Genomic DNA, 17,026 nt, shown 5'->3' with positions numbered 1-17,026 from the left:
ATGGCGCGGATGCTGCTGACGCGCAGCGGCACCGCGCTGGAGGTGATCAAGGCGAGCGTGCTCAGCCTCTCCGACATGCCGGCTGACGCCGCCTTCCGCGCCGAGGCCCTCTACGGGCAGCGGGCCTTCGCCTCACCGGATGCGAAGGAGGGGTTGGCGGCCTTCGCCGAGCGTCGCCCCGCTGTCTTCCCCAGTCGCGTCGTGCGACGCCGCGAGCACGAGGCCTGACGGCTCGCCGGTCGTCGTTGTGCCCTTGCGTGTACGACCGGGCTGCAGGGACAGGTGAACGCCACCCCTTCGGGTGGCCGTCGGTGCTCGCCGAACGGGTACCAGGGGGCGTGTCTCCGAGCCTGGTCAAGCTGGTCATCGTCTTCTTCCTGACGGTGCTCCCACTGCTCATCGTCGCCTTCATGGTGCTGCAGGTCCTGTGCGGCGCACCACGGCCGCAAGCGGTCCGACCGCAACCGGTCGCAGCGCGGAAGGCCCGTCCCTCGTTCGGCATCCGGATCGCCCCTGCACGCCAGCCCAGCCTCGTGATGGCCTCGATCCGACGGCTGGCCGTGCGGGAGGAGCCGTCGAGGCAGAGCGCCCTTCAGTGACCGTGGGTCGCCAGCGGCCCGTCGACCCATCGTGGGATCGCTCAGGAGCGTGGGGCAGGGCTGGGCGCACGGCTCGGCGACCGTGGTGCTCGATGACTGAACGGGACCGCACTACCGCAGCTGGAACGTGGCCACCTTGTCCACGTTCGGCATGGTGTACCACGGGTCGCCGTCACCGTCGACCGTGATGCCGAAGGCGCCGCTGCCCTTGACCACCTTGCCCTCGAAGATCACGCCGGTGTTGTCGGCCCGCGCGATGTTGCCCTTGGTCGTCTGGGTGAACCACACCGTCCCGTCCGGAGACGCGGCGATCTCCTGCGGGCCGACTCCGGCCAGGGGGAACACCTCGACGCTGTTGTCCACCGGGTCGAGTCGCCCCACGCCCTGTGGCGTGAACCGGGCGGTGAACCAGACCTGACCGTCCGCGGCGACGGCGACGCTGCGGGGAGCCAAGGGGGTCGGCGTACTGGTGACCTCGCCGGTGACAGCGTCGATCCGACCGATGGCGCTGCCGAAGGCATCAGCGAACCAGGCGTTGCCGGCGGGGTCGACCGCCACGTCCGCGGGGTCCGCGACAGGGAACGAGGTGAACTGGCCGGTCGGGATGTCGTAGCGCCAGACCGTGTCGTTGTTGAAGTCGGTCACCCACACGTCATCGCCGCCGACGGCGAGGTTGCCGCCGAGGGCGTTGTTGTTGGGCATCTGCACCGGTGGCTCGAAGGTGCCGGTGTCGACGTCGAACCGGATCAGACTCGGGTCGTTCGACGTCAGGTACAGGATCCCGTCCGGGCCCTGCGCGATGTCGGTCAGGATGCAGAAGTTGCAGCCGTCCGCCACGGTCGGCGTGAACTCGGTGATCTCACCTCCCGGGGTGATCCGCGCGACCACGGCCGGCGCGTCGGTGAAGCTAGTGCCTTGGGTGAACCACACGTTGCCGTCCGAGCCCGCAGTGATGCTCCGCGGCTCGCTGTTGTCCGTCAGCACCCGGAACTGCTGCAGCTTGCCCACTGGTGCGGCGACGGCGGCGCCCGCTGTCAGCACGAGTCCGGCGGCCAGCGCCACTGCGATCGCCCGGCTCGTACGAAGTGCCATGTCCGCTCCCCACGGTCGCATCCGGTCGAGACCCGGACCTGCCTGCGGCCTGGAGCACACCCGGGACGCATGGGACAACGGTCCTGGCCCCGGGACGGTTCAACGCCCTTGCCGACTCTGGGCGATGGCGCCGGGATCGGCCTGTCGTGTGATTCGGACTGGCACTATCTGGCGTCTGACTCCCGGCTGCCCTCGACGGCGTACATTCAGCGCTCGTGACGACGGCATCCCCACCCGCGCCGCAGTCACCGCGCGCCCTGATCGTGACGCTCTTCGGCCTCTACGTGCGCGAGCTCGGGGGCTGGATCAGCGTGAGCCGGCTGATCGACCTGATGGGGCACGTCGGCATCGAGCCCCCTCCCGTCCGGTCTTCGGTCTCGCGGCTGAAGAAGCGGGGCGTGCTCGTCAGCGAGCGACGGGGCGGGGTCGCCGGCTACGCCCTGTCGGAGTACGGCGAGAGCGTGCTCGCCGAGGGGGACCGGCGGATCTTCGTGCGCGAGGAGCCGCAGGAGTCGGACTGGGTGCTCGCGGTGTTCTCGGTGCCGGAGTCGCAGCGCGGCCAGCGGCACGCGCTGCGGTCCCGGCTGTCCAGACTCGGGTTCGCGACGATCGCCTCCGGCACCTGGATCGCGCCCGCCCACGTGGCCGACGAGGCGCGGCTGGTGCTGGCGCGCGACGGGCTCGAGCACTACGTCGAGCTGTTCCACGCCGACCACCTCGGGTTCGGTGACGTGCGCGCGTTGGCGTCCGAGTGGTGGGACCTCGCCGGCATCGACGCCCGCTACCGCGAGTTCGTCACGACGTACGAGCCACTGCTCGCCCGCTGGCGCACCCGCGCTCGGCCGGGGGAGCGCACCGAGGAGGCGTTCGCCGACTACGTGCGGGTCCTGACGACGTGGCGCCAGCTGCCCTACCTCGACCCGGGGCTGCCGCCGGCGCTGCTTCCCGCCGACTGGTCAGGGGCCGCCGCGGCGGACCTGTTCGCCGAGCTGCAGCGGACCCTCGAGGGACTGGCGCACGAGTACGTGTCGGCTGCGACGCACGGGACGGCGTAGGGAGCCTCTCGGTTCCCCGGCTGAGCGGGGAACCAACGACCTGGTGGGGCAAATGTGGGTCACGAAGTCACTGGTTCCCCGGCTGAGCGGGGAAACCGCGACTCCCGCTCAGCCCGACGGAGCCGTCAGCCGCTCGTCCGGGATCACCGCGACCCCCATGATCTCCACGAGCGCCTCGGGCTGCCACAGCGCCGTGGTGCCGATCCCGGCCATGGCGGGGTAGGACGTACCGGCGAGCTCGCGCCAGACCGCGCCGATCTCCTGGCCGTGGGCCTGGTAGTCGGGGATGTCGGTCAGGTAGATCGTGACGCTGACCAGGTCCTCCGGGCGCCCACCGACCTCGGCGAGCGTCGTCAGCACGTTGCCGAACGCCTGCCGGAACTGCTCGACGATCCCGCCGGGGACGATCCGCATGTCGGCGTCCAGCGCCGTCTGCCCGCCGAGGTACAGCGTGTTCCCGGTCAGCGTGCCGTGGGAGTAGCCGCGCGGCGCGGGCAGTGCGGACGGGTTGACGGGGATGGGGTTCACGGTGGGCCTCTCCTGTCGCGGCGCGTGCCGGTTCCGCGCGACCCGACTCTATGACATATTGGCGACGATCGTGACGAACGTGCGATACGCGGCTTCCACCACGAGGAGATCCCATGGAGCCCGACCTCAGCAAGTACGTGCTCGAGGGTGACAACACGATGTACGCCGGCCCGTCCGGCCTGGTCGTGCCCGTGGTCACGCGGGCAGGCGAGGAGGTCGGCGACACCGGCCAGTCGGAGGGCGCGACCCGCATCTCCGGCGTCAGCATCCAGCACACGCCGGCGACGCGACTCTGGTTCGGCAAGGTCAGCAACGACGCCGGCTACCGCTCCGTGCCGCACCACCACGGCGAGGCGGAGACCGGCGGCTATGTGCTGTCGGGACGCGCCCGGATCTACTTCGGTGTGAAGTTCGAGGACTACCTGGACATGGAGGAGGGCGACTGGGTCTTCGTGCCGCCCTTCATGCCGCACGTCGAGTGCAACCTGGATCGGAACAAGCCACTCACCTGGATGACGACCCGGACGCCGGAGAACCTCGTCGTGAACCTGCCCGAGGTCAGTGACGTGGAGCTCCCGGACTGGGTCGACCGGCCGTGACCCACGGCAGCTCCGCCGTTCTCACCGCCGCCCTCGAGCTGACGGAGCAGCAGCCAGAGGCCTTCGACCTCGCGTTCACCGCGGTGACCCAGCCCTGCCCCTGGCCCAAGGCGTACGGCGGCGACATGGTCGCCCAGGCAGCCGCTGCGGCGATGCGTTCGGTGACCGACGGTAAGACCATGCACTCGATGCACAGCTACTTCCTGCGCCCTGTCGACATCGGTGCCGAGGTCCGCTACGAGGTGGAGCTGCTGCGGGACGGCCGCGGGTACTCCACCCGCCAGGTGCGCGGGTTCCAGAACGGCAAGCCCGTCTACGTGTGCCTGGCCGGCTTCGCAGCGGGCGAGGAGGCGGCCGAGCATGAACCCGAGCCGCCGCTCGACGTACCGCCCCCGGAGTCGCTGCCGAGCTCGGCTGCCTACCTCGAGCCGGTCGAGCCGGGCGGCGACACGATGATGACCGAGCAGGCGAAGGCCTACTGGAGCGGCGGCCGCAGCTTCGACATGCGGCACGTCCCCGGCCCGGTGTACGTGCGGGTCGAGGGCGAATCCACGCCCCAGCAGGCGCTGTGGGTCAAGCCGTTCGACGCTCTGCGCCCGGTCGCCGGGCTCACCGACGAGCAGCGCGACCTCGCCGCACTGGCCTACGTCTGCGACTACACGATCCTCGAGCCGGTGCTCCGCGTGCTCGGCCTGCCGTGGGCCCAGCACGGGCTCGTCACCGCCAGTCTCGACCACGCCATGTGGTTCCACCGCCCGCCGGCCGGCGCGCTCGACGGCTGGCTGCTGTACACCCAGGAGGCGGAGTCCGCCTCCGCGGGTCGCGGTCTCGGCCGCGGCCGCTTCTTCACCCCGGACGGCCGGCACCTGGCGACCGTCCTCCAGGAGGGCATGATCCGCCCGGACAAGGGAGCACGCTGATGCAACTGTCGCCCAGCGCCCACGTGGACACCTTCGCGCGCGACCACTTGCCGCCGCCGGAGCTGTGGCCGACCATCGAGTTCACCACCGACGTGCTGCAGTACCCCGACCGGCTGAACGCCGGCGTCGAGCTCGTCGACGTACCCGCCCGCCGCGTCGGCGACGACGCACCCGCGCTCCGCACCCCCGACGGGGCGACGTGGACGTACGGCGAGCTCCGCCGTCGCTCCGACCAGGTGGCCCAGGTCTTGGTCGAGGACCTCGGCCTGGTGCCGGGCAACCGGGTGATGCTGCGCTCGCCCAACAACCCCTGGACGGTTGCCGCCTGGCTGGGTGTCCTCAAGGCCGGAGGCGTGGTCGTGACGACGATGGCCGCGCTGCGTGCCCGCGAGCTCGAGCCGATCGTCGCCCGGACCCGGCCGGTGATCGCGCTGGTCGACCATCGGTTCGCCGAGGACGTGCTGGCCGTCAGAGACTCCGCCGCGCCCGACCTCACCGTGGTCGCCTACGGCGGCGACGACTCCGACGACCTGACCCAGCGCGTCGAGATCAAGTCCGGCGAGTTCACGCCGGTCGAGACCGCGGCCGACGACGTCGCGCTGCTCGGACCCACCTCAGGCAGTACCGGCGTCCCGAAGATCACCATGCACTTCCACCGTGACGTGCTCTCGATCGACAACACCTTCGGGCGCATGCTCCACCTCGGCCCCGGCGACCTGGTGGCGTGCACGGCCCCGCTCGCCTTCACGTTCGGCCTCGGGATGCTGGTGGTCTTCGCGCTCCGCGCCGGCGCCTGCGCGCTGCTGACCGAGAAGGCGACGCCCCCGCAGCTCGCCGACCTGGTGGCCGAGCACGGGGTCACGGTGCTGGCCACCGCGCCCACGGCGTACCGACAGATCCTCAAGTCCGGGAAGATCGGTCAGCTCAAGGATCTGCGCGCCGCGGTCAGCGCCGGCGAGCACATCCCGCAGGGCGTCTGGGAGCAGATCCGCGACGCCATCGGGCTGGAGATCATCGACGGCATCGGCGCCACCGAGATGCTGCACATCTTCATCTCCAACGCCGGCCACCCGATCCGCCCGGGGGCGACCGGAAAGCCCGTCCCCGGCTTCCGCGCCACCGTCGTCGACCAGGACGGCGAGCCGGTCGGGGTGGATCAGGAGGGACGGCTCGCCGTGATCGGGCCGGTCGGCTGCCGCTACCTCGACGACGACCGGCAACGCGGCTACGTGGTGAACGGCTGGAACCTCACCGGCGACACCTTCCGCGTCGACGCCGACGGCTACTTCCACTACTGCGCCCGCACCGACAACATGATCGTGTCGTCCGGCTACAACATCGGCGGGCCCGAGGTGGAGGCCGTCCTCGACGACCACCCCGACGTGGTCGAGACGGCTGTCGTCGCCAAGCCTGACGCCGAGCGCGGTTCCGTCGTCTGTGCCTTCGTGGTGCTCCGGGACGGGGTCACCGCCGACGAGCAGAAGATGAAGGAGCTCCAGGACTTCGTGAAGAACCGGCTGGCGCCGTACAAGTACCCGCGCGACGTCCGCTTCGTCGAGGCGTTGCCCCGCAACGCCAGCGGCAAGCTGCAGCACTTCCGGCTGCGCGAGAGCCTGGCGGCGGGCACGTGAGGATCGCGATCGCCGGTGGCGGACCCGGCGGCCTCTACCTCGCCGCACTGATGAAGCAGCTCGATGCCGGCCACGAGATCACGGTGTGGGAGCGCAACGCACCCGACGACACCTTCGGCTTCGGGGTCGTGTTCTCCGACGAGACCCTCGGCGCCGTCGAGAGCGCAGACACCGAGATCTACGGCCGAATGGCGCGTCGGTTCGCACGCTGGACCGACATCGACGTCGACGTGAACGGCCACGCCTTCACCGTCGGGGGGCAGGGGTTCGCGGCGATGGGGCGCAAGGACCTGCTGCGGATCCTCCAGGAGCGGGTGGCTGACCTCGGGGTGACCGTGCACTTCCGCACCGAGGCTCCCGACCCCGACCTGCTGCGCGAGGAGTACGACCTGGTGGTGGCCGCGGACGGCCTCAACTCCACGGTGCGCAGTCGGTACTCCGACGCGTTCGGTCCCACCTTGGACCGCCGACACAACAAGTACATCTGGTTCGGCACCGACCTGGTGTTCGAGGCGTTCCAGTTCTTCGTCAAGCAGACGGAGTGGGGAACCATGCAGATCCACGGCTACCCCTACTCCGACGCCGGCTCCACCTTCATCGTGGAGATGCACGAGGACGTGTGGCGCCGTGCGGGCCTCGACCGAACCGAGGACACGGTCTTCCCGCCGGGTGTCTCCGACGAGTACGCCGTCGAGCGGATCAACGAGATCTTCGCCGAGGAGCTGCATGGCCACCGGATCCTGACCAACAACTCCAAGTGGCTCAACTTCCACACCGTCCGCAACGAGCGCTGGTACGACGGCAACGTGGTGCTGCTCGGCGACGCCGCCCACACCGCCCACTTCTCGATCGGCTCGGGGACCAAGCTCGCGATGGAGGACGCCCTGGCGCTGGCCGCCTGCCTGCACGAGCAGCCGTCCGTCGCAGCCGCTCTCACGGCGTACCAGACCGAGCGCAAGCCGGTGGTCGAGTCGACCCAACGCGCCGCCCAGGCCTCGCTCGAGTGGTTCGAGAACATCGGGATGTACGTGGACCAGGACCCCGCCCAGCTCGTGTTCAACCTGATCACCCGATCCCGTCGGATCACGTTCGAGAACCTCGCCGAACGCGACCCCGACTTCGCGGCTCGGATGCAGTCCGAGTTCGCGCGCCAGAGCGGAGGCGACGAGGCGGCACCGGCCATGTTCCAGCCCGCGGAGATCGGCGGGGTGCGGTTGAAGAACCGCGTGATCGTCTCGCCGATGGACATGTACGTGGCGGAGGAGGGCGTGCCTTCTGACTTCCACCTGGTGCACCTGGGTGGCAAGGCCCTCGGCGGTGCCGCGCTGGTGATGACGGAGATGACGTGCGTGTCGCCGGAGGGACGGATCACGCCCGGGTGCGGGGGGCTCTGGAACGACGCGCAGCAGGTCGCCTGGGAACGGATCGTCGACTTCGTCCACCAGCAGACGACGGCACGGATCGGGATGCAGCTCGGCCATTCCGGGCGCAAGGGTTCCACGCGCCTGATGTGGGAGGGCATCGACGAGCCGCTGCCCGACGGCAACTGGGAGGTCGTCGGCCCCTCCGCGCTGCCGTACGGGGACGGGTGCCACGTCCCGCGCGAGATCGACCGCGAGGAGATGACCAGGGTCGTGGAGCAGTTCGTGGCGTCCGCCCGGCGGGCGGTCCAGGCGGGCTTCGACCTGATCGAGGTGCACGCCGCCCACGGCTACCTGCTGTCCTCCTTCCTGTCCCCGGTCTCCAACCGGCGGACCGACGAGTTCGGCGGATCGTTGGAGAACCGGCTCCGCTTCCCGCTCGAGGTGTTCGACGCGATCCGCGCCGAGGTCCCGCACGCGATCCCCGTGACGGTCCGGATCTCGGCGACCGACTGGCTACCGGACGGGAACACCGAGGAGGACGCCGTCGAGATCGCGCGCGCGTTCATCGCCCACGGGGCGGCCGCGATCGACGTCTCGTCGGGGCAGGTGGCCAAGGACGAGCAGCCGGCGTTCGGTCGCTCCTACCAGACCCCGTTCGCCGACAAGATCCGTCACGAGGTCGCCCGGGCGGCCGGGGTCCCGGTCATCGCGGTCGGCGCCATCTCGTCGTACGACGACGTCAACTCCATCCTGCTGGCGGGCCGCGCCGACTTCTGCGCCCTCGGACGTCCGCACCTGTACGACCCGCAGTGGACGCTTCACGCAGCCGCCGAGCAGGAGTACCAGGGGGAGGCGGCCGAGTGGCCGCTGCCGTGGCAGGCGGGACGGCGGCGACCGCCGACGTCGCGCACGGACAAGATCCCGCCCCGCCTCTCGATGCTGCGCGACGAAGGTGACGACCTCGTGCACGTCCGCTGGCGGCCCGGCCCGAGCACGATGGCCGACGTCGCCTACGCCACGTCGTGAGCTGACCCGAAACGGGTCCGCGACGGGTCTGCCCCGGGCACGATCAACCGACGGCGGCGAACTCGGAGGGCAGACACGTGCTCGCGGTACGCCTCGGCCTGACCGGGGCAGTGCGTCAGCGGGACCTTTTGAGCGCGCCACGACGTCCGAAGCAGGCTCGCGCGCGTTTGCTTGACGTCAAGCAAGTGTCGAAGGGGCCTTCAACCCAGACGTGATCTGTCACGAGCCGGCACGCCGCAGATCGAGAAGCTCCGGCCGGGCTTTCCGAGTAGCGGCGGACATCGACCGTTTCCTGGCGGGACCGCCGCACACCGACGTACCGTGCTGGGGACCTCCGAACCCCCCGAACAGGAGATCCCGTGCTGACCCGCACCCCCCGAACCCCCCTGGTCGGCGTCGTGCTCACGATGCTCGCCATGCTGACGGCGCTGCTACCTGCGGCATCCGTCCAGGCGGACCCCAGCGCCGCCCTCTCGGTCCAGCAGTCGGTCACCAGGTACCAGGCCCAGGCTCGGGCAGTCACCAACAACAGACGGGAGGCCCACGACCTGGTGAAGCTGCGCCGCGGCAAGTGCGTGCAGCGGTTCGCGCGCAGGCAGGCCTCGTGGATGGCCAGGCACGAAACGATGAAGCACCAGGACCTCGGGCCGATCCTCAGACGGTGCAACCTGAGGTCCGTGGGCGAGAACGTTGCGTACGGTTACCCGACCGGCCGAGCGGTCGTGCGGGCCTGGATGCACTCCAAGGGTCACCGCGCCAACATCCTCAACCCCGGTTACCGGTTGCTCGGCATGGCCATGCGCCGCTCCGACAACGGCACGCCGTACGCCGCCCAGGTCTTCGGTCGCCGATAACGCTGGGCTGGAAGCGCGGCGGTAACGTTGTCTCTCGTGGCAGGCCCCGACTACGACTCCGAGATCAAGCAGCTCCAGGCGACGATGAAGACCATCGGCCAGGTGCTCGACCTCGACGCCATGCGCGGCGAGATCGCCGACCTCGGCGAGCAGGTCGCCGCGCCCGACCTCTGGGACGACCAGGCCAACGCGACCCGCGTCACCGGCCGGCTCTCGCTGCTCCAGGGCGAGCTGGACCGGTTCGTCGAGCTGTCGGGCCGGATCGAGGACCTCGAGCTGATGGTCGAGCTCGGCCGCGACGAGAACGACGCCGAGACCCTGGCCGACGCCGAGCGCGAGCTGGGCAGGATCAAGAAGCTGGTCGAGAGCCTCGAGATCCGCACCCTCCTGAGCGGTGAGTACGACGCCCGTGAGGCCCTGATCACGATCCGCTCGGGCGCCGGTGGGGTCGACGCGGCGGACTTCGCCGAGATGCTGATGCGGATGTACACGCGCTGGGCCGAGCAGCACAAGTACCCCGTCGAGGTCTTCGATACCTCCTACGCCGAGGAGGCGGGGCTGAAGTCGGCGACGTTCGCGATCCACGCGCCGTACGCCTACGGCACGCTGTCGGTCGAGGCCGGGACGCATCGGCTGGTGCGGATCAGCCCGTTCGACAACCAGGGTCGCCGCCAGACCTCCTTCGCCGCCGTCGAGGTGGTGCCCGTGCTCGAGCAGACCGACGACATCGAGATCCCCGACGAGGAGGTGCGGGTCGACGTCTACCGCTCGTCGGGCCCCGGCGGCCAGTCGGTGAACACCACCGACTCCGCGGTGCGGCTGACCCACATCCCGACCGGTGTCGTGGTGTCCTGCCAGAACGAGAAGTCGCAGCTGCAGAACAAGGCATCGGCGATGGTGATCCTCAAGGCCAAGCTGCTCGCGATGAAGAAGGCGGAGGAGGAGGCGCACCTCAAGGAGCTCAAGGGCGACGTCGCGGCGTCGTGGGGCGACCAGATGCGCAACTACGTGCTCAACCCGTACCAGATCGTGAAGGACCTGCGCACCGGCTACGAGACGGGCAACCCGCAAGCGGTGTTCGACGGCGACCTCGACGACTTCCTCGAGGCCGGGGTCCGCTGGCGGGCCGGCGCCGACAAGGTGGCCGCGGAGGCCTGACCACCCGTAAGTGTGGTTGCGGGCCTCGCGCTCGCACCGGCAGAGTGTGGGATCCCCTCGGAAGGACCCCATGGAACCGATCGACCCGGTCTACGGGACCGCCACCCTGCTCCTCATCGCAGCCGGCGCGGTGGCGCTGCTGCTGATCCTGATCATGGTGCTGAAGCTGCACGCGTTCGTGTCGCTGGTGCTCGTGAGCCTCGTGACGGCGATCGTGGTCGGCTTCGACCTCGCTGACATCCCCGATGTCCTCCTGTACGGCTTCGCCGACACGCTCGGGTCGGTGGCACTGCTCGTCGCGTTCGGAGTCATGCTCGGGCGGTTGCTGGAGGTCACCGGCGGCGCGCAGGTGCTGGCCGACACCCTGATCAACCGGTTCGGCGAGAAACGTGCGCCGTTCGCACTCGGCGTGGCTGCACTGCTCTTCGGCTTCCCGATCTTCTTCGACGCCGGTCTCGTCGTCTTCCTCCCCATCATCTTGACCGTCGCGCGGCGCTTCGGCGGCTCGCTCCTCTACTACGCACTGCCCGCAGCCGGCGGCTTCGCCGCGATGCACGCGATCGTGCCGCCGCACCCCGGACCGGTGGCGGCGGCCCAGCAGATCAACGCCGACATCGGGCTCACCCTGCTGGTCGGGCTCCCGATCGCCGTCCTGGCGTGGTACGTCGGGGTCTACCTGGTCTCGAAGGTCCTGGCCGCGCGCGTCGACGTCCAACTGACCGACGTGGTGTTCGGCAAGATCGAGGACGGCACCGACGATGCTGACGGCGAGGGCGACGGCCAGCACAGGCTGGGACAACGACCGCCCGCGTTCGGGACCGTGCTCGCGCTGCTGCTGATCCCGCTGGTCCTGATCTCGTGCGACACCGTGCTCGACACGCTGGTCGCAGCCGGCACGTTGGAGGAGGGGACCGGCTGGGTCGACTTCCTGGGCCTCCTCGGCCAGACGCCGATCGCGCTGCTGATCACCGTCCTGGTGGCGATCCTGGTGCTGGGTCGCCCCAACGCGTCGATGGCCCAGGTGTCCTCCATCCTGGACGGGGCGCTCGGTCCGATCTGCGCGATCATCCTGATCACCGGCGCGGGCGGGATGTTCGGCGGCGTCCTGGAGCTCAGCGGGATCGGCGCCGCGCTGAGCTCGTCCCTGTCCGACCTGGGCTTCTCGCTGATCCTGCAGGCCTTCGTGATCGCCACCCTGCTCCGGGTCGCGCAGGGCTCGGCCACCGTGGCTCTTACGACGACCGGCGGCCTGATCGCCGGGCCGGCCGCGGAGGCGAACCTGGGCGAGGTCCACCTGACCCTGCTCGTCGTGGCGATCGCGGCCGGCGCCACGGTGCTGTCGCACGTGAACGACTCCGGCTTCTGGCTGGTGAGCCGGTTCTTCGGGATGGACGAGAAGACCACGCTCAAGACCTGGACGGTCATGGAGACGACGCTCGGGGTCTCCGCCTTCGCGATCGCGGCGATCCTGTGGGTAGTGCTGTGACCGAGCCGGTCTGGCACCTCGTGTTCATGGGCGTGTCGGGCTCGGGCAAGACCACCGCGGCTCAGGCCGTCAACGAGCGGCTGGGCTGGGAGTTCGCCGAGGGGGACGACTTCCACTCGGAGGAGAGCGTCGCCAAGATGGCGGCCGGCCACCCGCTGACAGACGCCGACCGGATGCCCTGGTTGGGCCGGCTCGCCACCTGGACCCGCGAGCACGACCGGGCCGGTCGCCCCACACTCATGAGCTGTTCAGCGCTGCGGCGCATCTACCGCGACGTGCTGCGCACCGGTGGTGAGCGCACCTGCTTCGTGCACATGGTCGGTGACAAGGGGCTGTTGCTCGAGCGGATGTCGGCGCGCGAGCACTTCATGCCGCCGTCGCTGCTCGAGTCGCAGCTCGACACCCTCGAGCCGCTCGGCGAGGACGAGGCCGGCTTCACCGTCGACGTCGCCCAGTCGCCCGAGCAGATCGCCGAGGCGATCCTCGGCCGCCTCGACCTGCTCCCAGGGAACCCCTAGGCGCGGGCGGCCTCCAGCACCTCCACACACCACGCGCTCGCGCGGGTCGGCAGGTCGGCCGGGTCGCCGGGCGTGCGGAGCGAGCACACGACCCACGCGTCGCCGAACAGGCCGCGGTAGGTGAGCGCGGTGGTGGCGTCGTCGCCCACGCAGCGGGTGGCCAGGTTCGGACGGCCGAATCCGTTCGCGGCCATCGGTGAGCAGCCGGCAGGCAGCCGTCCCTGCACCAGCTCACGGGCCTGCCGCTTGGTCACCGGCGGGACGAAGAGGTACGCCATGGCGACCGCTCCGTCCTCTGCAGACCAGCGGCACCCGAACTCGTGAACCCGGTCCTTCGTGCCGTCCGGCAGCCGCACCCGGTCGCCGTTCTCCCACTGGGTGCTGTCCTCGGGCACCGCCCCGAGGGCGTGCTCGACGCCGGTGGGGGACAGCCGGTCGCAGAACGGGCCGCGGACGACCCGCGCCTGCGCAGCGTCGTACGACGAGAGCGTGGTCGGTTCGGCGTCGGGCTGAGGCTCCGGCGACCCGCCCGGCAGGCTGCAGCCTCCCAGCAGCAACGAGACCGCAGCAGCCGCCCACACCCACCGCATGTCGCCACCCTAGATGGCCGTGCCACGCCCGGACGGTCGCCGTTTCGGAGGCCACTGGGCCGCTGGACTACCCTCGACCCGGTGATCCGCTTCGACAAGGTCGTCAAGACCTACCCCGGCCAGGGCACTCCTGCCCTCGACAACGTGACCGTTGACGTCGAGAAGGGCGAGTTCGTCTTCCTCGTCGGCGCCTCCGGCTCGGGCAAGTCGACCTTCCTGCGGCTGGTGCTCCGCGAGTCGCGCCCGACCACCGGTCGCGTCTTCGTCGCCGGCAAGGAGATCAACCGGCTGGCGGGCTGGAAGGTGCCGCGGCTGCGTCGTCAGATCGGCACCGTGTTCCAGGACTTCCGGTTGCTCCCGAACAAGACCGTCACCGAGAACGTCGCCTTCGCGATGCAGGTGATCGGCAAGTCGGCGTCCGAGATCCGCACGCTCGTCCCCGAGACCCTCGAGCTGGTCGGACTTGACGGCAAGGGCGACCGGATGCCCGACGAGCTGTCCGGCGGCGAGCAGCAGCGGGTCGCGGTGGCCCGTGCGTTCGTGAACCGGCCGATGATCCTGATCGCCGACGAGCCCACCGGAAACCTCGACCCCGCGACCTCGGTCGGCATCATGAAGCTGCTCGACCGCATCAACCGCACCGGCACCACGGTGGTCATGGCGACCCACGACTCCGGCATCGTCGACCAGATGCGCAAGCGCGTGATCGAGCTGGAGGGCGGTCGCGTCGTCCGCGACCAGGCGCAGGGCGTCTACGGCTTCCAGCACTGACCATCTTGCACTGACAGAGAGAGACCACCTCCCCGATGCAGCTGCGTTACGTCTTCTCCGAGCTCGGACAGGGCCTGCGACGGAACCTGTCCATGCACGTCGCGGTGATCCTCACCCTGTTCGTGTCGCTCACACTCGTCGGACTCGGCGTCCTGCTCAACCAGCAGGCGATCAAGGCCGGGGACCAGTGGGGCAACGAGCTCCAGATCACCGTGTTCCTCTGCCGGGACGGCGACGAGAACCCGGCGTGCCCGACCGAGGTCACCTCCGCCCAGCAGCAGGCGGTGGAGGACGTGCTCGAGCGCAACCCCGAGGTCGCGAGCTGGTACGTCGAGTCCAAGGACGAGGCATTCGCGAAGGTCAAGGAGCTCTTCGGCGCCGAGCGTTTCGAGGGCCGCAACGCCGCCGCCACCGCCGACGACATGGCGGTCTCGCTCTGGATCACGCTCGACGACCCCGACGAGTACGAAGGCGTGACCAGCGAGGTCAGGACCATGCCGGGGGTGAGCTCCGTCCGCGACCAACGGGCAGTGGTCGGACCGATCCTGCGGGGGATCGAGGCGATGCAGTGGGGGGCCCTGGCCATCGCCGCCTTCCTGGTCGTGGCAGCGCTCCTGCTGGTCGCCAACACCATCCGGCTCGCGGCGCTGGCTCGCCGCAAGGAGATCGGCATCATGCGGCTGGTGGGCGCCTCCACGCTGTACATCGCGCTGCCGTTCCTGATGGAGGCCGTGGTCACCGCCCTGATCGGCGTCGCGCTGGCCGGCGGCGCCATGGCGGCGGCGATGTGGTTCGGCGTGCACCGTCGGCTGGAGGACTTCGTCGGGTTCATCCCGTGGGTCGGGAGGGAGGAGTTCGTCTACGCCCTGGTGGTCGTCGGCATCCTCGGACCGGTGCTGACCTTGCTCCCGACACTCGTACTTACCCGGAAATACCTCAAAGTCTGATCCCACTCGGTTACCTTCGACGCGTTCACTTCCCCGAACATCGAAGGCAGACCCGGTGCGTTCCTTCCCCCGTACCGCCCGCCGTCGCCTCGGCGCGGCCGGTGTCGCGACCCTCCTCACGCTCGGCGTGGTCAGTGTCCCGCTGGCCCACGCGGACGATCTCAAGGACAAGCAGAAGCGCGTCCAGAAGAAGATCGAGCACGCCGACCACGCCCTCGAGGAGTCCAGCGACCGGCTGAACCGCGCGCTCGAACGGATGGCGGCTGCACGGGCCCAGCTCCGATCGGCGATGAAGCAGCTGCAGGCCACCCGGCAGCGGCTCTTCGACGCCCGCGAGCGCGACCGTGAGATGCAGGCGAAGCTCGAGCTCGCCCAGGAGCGGCTCGAGCGGGCGAAGGAGGACCTCGAGCAGGGTCGGCTCGACCTCGCCGATCAGCGCGACGCCGTCACCGACATGATCACCACGATCTACCAGGAGGGTGACCCGGAGCTGCGCGCGTTCTCCTCGATGCTGACCGCGCAGAGCTCGGCCGACCTCACCTGGACCCAGGAGGGCCAGCAGGTCATGGTCGGCCAGGAGACGCGGCAGTACGACGAGCTCCGGGCCGCCGAGGTACTGCTCGAGGTCCGCGAGGACCAGCTCGCCGAGGCGGAGGCACAGGTGGCGCTCGCGCGTGAGGCGGCGGCGGAGCACCTGGAGGTCATGAAGCAGCTGACCGCGGAGGCGCGGGCTGCGCGAGAGCGGGTGCGGCAGGTCGTGGCCGAGCGTGCCGTCGCCAAGCGGATGGCGGTCCGGGCCAAGCGCAAGGACCGGGCCGAGCTTCGCGAGCTGAAGCAGGAGGAGAACCGGATCGAGCGGCTGATCGCCGCGCAGGCCGCCAAGTCCCGGCAGCCGGACATCAGCACCAGCCGTGGCGGCTTCCTCAGCTGGCCGATGGTGGGCGGGTACGTCACGTCGCCGTACGGCTACCGGACGCACCCGATCTACGGCTACTACGCACTGCACAACGGGACCGACTTCGGTGGCGGCTGTGGTGTGGCGCTGCCCGCTGCCGCCGGCGGCCGGGTGGTCACGACGTACTACTCCTCGTCGTACGGCAACCGGGTGATCATCTACGTCGGCCAGGTCAACGGCAAGAACCTGACGATCATCTACAACCACCTGTCGCACGACGTGGTGAGCCCCGGACAGCGGGTCAGCCGCGGCCAGGTCGTCGGCTACTCCGGCAGCACCGGTTGGTCCACCGCCTGCCACCTGCACTTCACGGTGATGGTCAACGGCGCGACCGTGGACCCGATGGGCTGGCTCTGACTGACGCCCCCGACTCCGGCCCACGCGCCCGGTGGTTGAGGTGCGAGCGCAGCGAGCCTCGAAACCCCCGGGCGCCGCACTGGAGTCACCTGAGAGAATCGTCGGATGGCCAGGGAGCAGGGGCGCAAGTTCGTCGCGCAGAACAAGAAGGCGCGCCACGACTACTACATCGACGACACGTTCGAGGCCGGCCTGGTCCTGGTCGGCACCGAGGTGAAGTCGCTGCGGCAGGGGCGCGCCTCGCTGGTCGACGGCTTCGCGGAGATCGACCGCGGCGAGGCGTGGCTGCACAACGTGCACATCCCGGAGTACACCCAGGGCACCTGGACCAACCACGCCGCGCGCCGGCGCCGGAAGCTGCTGCTCAACCGCGCCGAGATCGACAAGATCGAGCGCAAGATCACCGACAAGGGCTACACGATCGTGCCGCTCGCGCTCTACTTCAAGGACGGCCGCGCGAAGGTCGAGATCGCCCTCGCCAAGGGCAAGAAGTCCTACGACAAGCGCCACACGCTCGCTGAGCGCACGGCCAACCGGGAGAAGGTCGACGCGGTCCAGCGGCGGCTCAAGGGTCAT

The 17,026-nt window shown here is 69.9% G+C and carries 18 protein-coding genes; 15 read left to right on the top strand and 3 right to left on the bottom strand.

The annotated features are described in order from the left end of the window. Both VFZ39_RS00565 and VFZ39_RS00560 read left to right on the top strand, forming a co-directional pair. Nucleotides 1-228: hypothetical protein (locus VFZ39_RS00565; protein WP_330863767.1), on the top strand; the 228-nt coding region annotated here is incomplete at its 5' end. 110 nt (nt 229-338) lie between these two features. Then, a complete protein-coding gene (locus tag VFZ39_RS00560; protein ID WP_330863766.1) occupies nt 339-599 on the top strand; it encodes a hypothetical protein in 261 nt (86 codons plus the stop codon). A gap of 111 nt (nt 600-710) precedes the next feature. Here VFZ39_RS00560 and VFZ39_RS00555 read toward each other — a convergent pair whose 3' ends face one another. Continuing rightward, complete coding sequence (locus VFZ39_RS00555) at nt 711-1,691, bottom strand: virginiamycin B lyase family protein (RefSeq protein WP_330863765.1); 981 nt, start codon at nt 1,689-1,691, stop codon at nt 711-713. 215 nt (nt 1,692-1,906) lie between these two features. Here VFZ39_RS00555 and VFZ39_RS00550 point away from each other — a divergent pair, with 215 nt between their 5' ends. After that, nucleotides 1,907-2,746 (top strand): PaaX family transcriptional regulator C-terminal domain-containing protein, encoded by an 840-nt coding sequence (locus VFZ39_RS00550; RefSeq protein WP_330863764.1) that lies wholly within the window; start codon nt 1,907-1,909, stop codon nt 2,744-2,746. 108 nt (nt 2,747-2,854) lie between these two features. On the opposite strand, the gene VFZ39_RS00545 is transcribed toward VFZ39_RS00550, so the two are convergent. Next, nucleotides 2,855-3,274, bottom strand: coding sequence for a RidA family protein (locus VFZ39_RS00545; RefSeq protein ID WP_330863763.1), 420 nt, complete (start codon nt 3,272-3,274; stop codon nt 2,855-2,857). A gap of 113 nt (nt 3,275-3,387) precedes the next feature. Here VFZ39_RS00545 and VFZ39_RS00540 point away from each other — a divergent pair, with 113 nt between their 5' ends. The 8 genes from VFZ39_RS00540 (at nt 3,388) to VFZ39_RS00505 (ending at nt 12,830) form a co-directional block, all read left to right on the top strand. Then, entirely contained in the window at nt 3,388-3,873 is a 486-nt protein-coding gene (locus VFZ39_RS00540) for a cupin (protein ID WP_330863762.1), read from the top strand. Further along, the gene (locus tag VFZ39_RS00535) at nt 3,870-4,793 is read left to right on the top strand and encodes an acyl-CoA thioesterase (RefSeq protein WP_330863761.1); all 924 of its coding nucleotides are present in this window, start codon (nt 3,870-3,872) and stop codon (nt 4,791-4,793) included. Before VFZ39_RS00540 ends, VFZ39_RS00535 begins: the two co-directional genes overlap by 4 nt. Next, nucleotides 4,793-6,424, top strand: a complete 1,632-nt coding sequence (locus VFZ39_RS00530; RefSeq protein ID WP_330863760.1) for an AMP-binding protein — start codon at nt 4,793-4,795, stop codon at nt 6,422-6,424. The genes VFZ39_RS00535 and VFZ39_RS00530 overlap by 1 nt, the downstream gene beginning before the upstream one ends. Then, nucleotides 6,421-8,814 (top strand): bifunctional salicylyl-CoA 5-hydroxylase/oxidoreductase, encoded by a 2,394-nt coding sequence (locus VFZ39_RS00525; RefSeq protein ID WP_330863759.1) that lies wholly within the window; start codon nt 6,421-6,423, stop codon nt 8,812-8,814. Before VFZ39_RS00530 ends, VFZ39_RS00525 begins: the two co-directional genes overlap by 4 nt. Nucleotides 8,815-9,173: 359 nt before the next feature. Continuing rightward, nucleotides 9,174-9,668 (top strand): CAP domain-containing protein, encoded by a 495-nt coding sequence (locus tag VFZ39_RS00520; RefSeq protein WP_330863758.1) that lies wholly within the window; start codon nt 9,174-9,176, stop codon nt 9,666-9,668. 36 nt (nt 9,669-9,704) lie between these two features. Beyond that, entirely contained in the window at nt 9,705-10,826 is a 1,122-nt protein-coding gene (gene prfB, locus VFZ39_RS00515; protein ID WP_330863757.1) for a peptide chain release factor 2, read from the top strand. Nucleotides 10,827-10,896: 70 nt separating this feature from the next. Further along, nucleotides 10,897-12,312 (top strand): GntP family permease, encoded by a 1,416-nt coding sequence (locus VFZ39_RS00510; RefSeq protein WP_330863756.1) that lies wholly within the window; start codon nt 10,897-10,899, stop codon nt 12,310-12,312. Next, nucleotides 12,309-12,830 (top strand): gluconokinase, encoded by a 522-nt coding sequence (locus tag VFZ39_RS00505; protein WP_330863755.1) that lies wholly within the window; start codon nt 12,309-12,311, stop codon nt 12,828-12,830. Before VFZ39_RS00510 ends, VFZ39_RS00505 begins: the two co-directional genes overlap by 4 nt. Here VFZ39_RS00505 and VFZ39_RS00500 read toward each other — a convergent pair. Then, entirely contained in the window at nt 12,827-13,420 is a 594-nt protein-coding gene (locus tag VFZ39_RS00500) for a hypothetical protein (protein ID WP_330863754.1), read from the bottom strand. The genes VFZ39_RS00505 and VFZ39_RS00500 overlap by 4 nt on opposite strands. 81 nt (nt 13,421-13,501) lie before the next feature. Here VFZ39_RS00500 and ftsE point away from each other — a divergent pair, with 81 nt between their 5' ends. From ftsE to smpB, 4 genes are all read left to right on the top strand, one after another. Next, nucleotides 13,502-14,191 carry a cell division ATP-binding protein FtsE gene (ftsE, locus tag VFZ39_RS00495; RefSeq protein ID WP_330863753.1) on the top strand — a complete coding sequence of 230 codons (690 nt, stop codon included), beginning with the start codon at nt 13,502-13,504 and terminating at the stop codon, nt 14,189-14,191. A gap of 35 nt (nt 14,192-14,226) precedes the next feature. Continuing rightward, entirely contained in the window at nt 14,227-15,138 is a 912-nt protein-coding gene (gene ftsX, locus VFZ39_RS00490; protein WP_330863752.1) for a permease-like cell division protein FtsX, read from the top strand. A 55-nt stretch (nt 15,139-15,193) separates the two neighbouring features. Next, nucleotides 15,194-16,450: a peptidoglycan DD-metalloendopeptidase family protein gene (locus VFZ39_RS00485; RefSeq protein ID WP_330863751.1), complete on the top strand. Its 1,257-nt coding sequence runs from the start codon at nt 15,194-15,196 to the stop codon at nt 16,448-16,450. A gap of 105 nt (nt 16,451-16,555) precedes the next feature. Beyond that, on the top strand, nt 16,556-17,026 hold a 471-nt coding region (gene smpB, locus VFZ39_RS00480), incomplete at its 3' end, for an SsrA-binding protein SmpB (RefSeq protein WP_330863750.1).

It is taken from the genome of Nocardioides sp. (assembly GCF_036374615.1).
Classification (GTDB): Bacteria; Actinomycetota; Actinomycetes; order Propionibacteriales; family Nocardioidaceae; genus Nocardioides.
The sequence above is the reverse complement of the archived record's forward strand: the minus strand, read 5'-3'. Positions and strand labels throughout refer to the sequence as shown.

Bases quoted from the DNA above. Each gene is read 5' to 3' on its own strand.
- ftsX (WP_330863752.1), top strand. From the start codon at position 14,227: ATGCAGCTGCGTTACGTCTTCTCCGAGCTCGGACAGGGCCTGCGACGG.
- VFZ39_RS00500 (WP_330863754.1), bottom strand. From the start codon at position 13,420: ATGCGGTGGGTGTGGGCGGCTGCTGCGGTCTCGTTGCTGCTGGGAGGC.
- VFZ39_RS00530 (WP_330863760.1), top strand. From the start codon at position 4,793: ATGCAACTGTCGCCCAGCGCCCACGTGGACACCTTCGCGCGCGACCAC.
- VFZ39_RS00555 (WP_330863765.1), bottom strand. From the start codon at position 1,691: ATGGCACTTCGTACGAGCCGGGCGATCGCAGTGGCGCTGGCCGCCGGA.
- VFZ39_RS00510 (WP_330863756.1), top strand. From the start codon at position 10,897: ATGGAACCGATCGACCCGGTCTACGGGACCGCCACCCTGCTCCTCATC.
- VFZ39_RS00540 (WP_330863762.1), top strand. From the start codon at position 3,388: ATGGAGCCCGACCTCAGCAAGTACGTGCTCGAGGGTGACAACACGATG.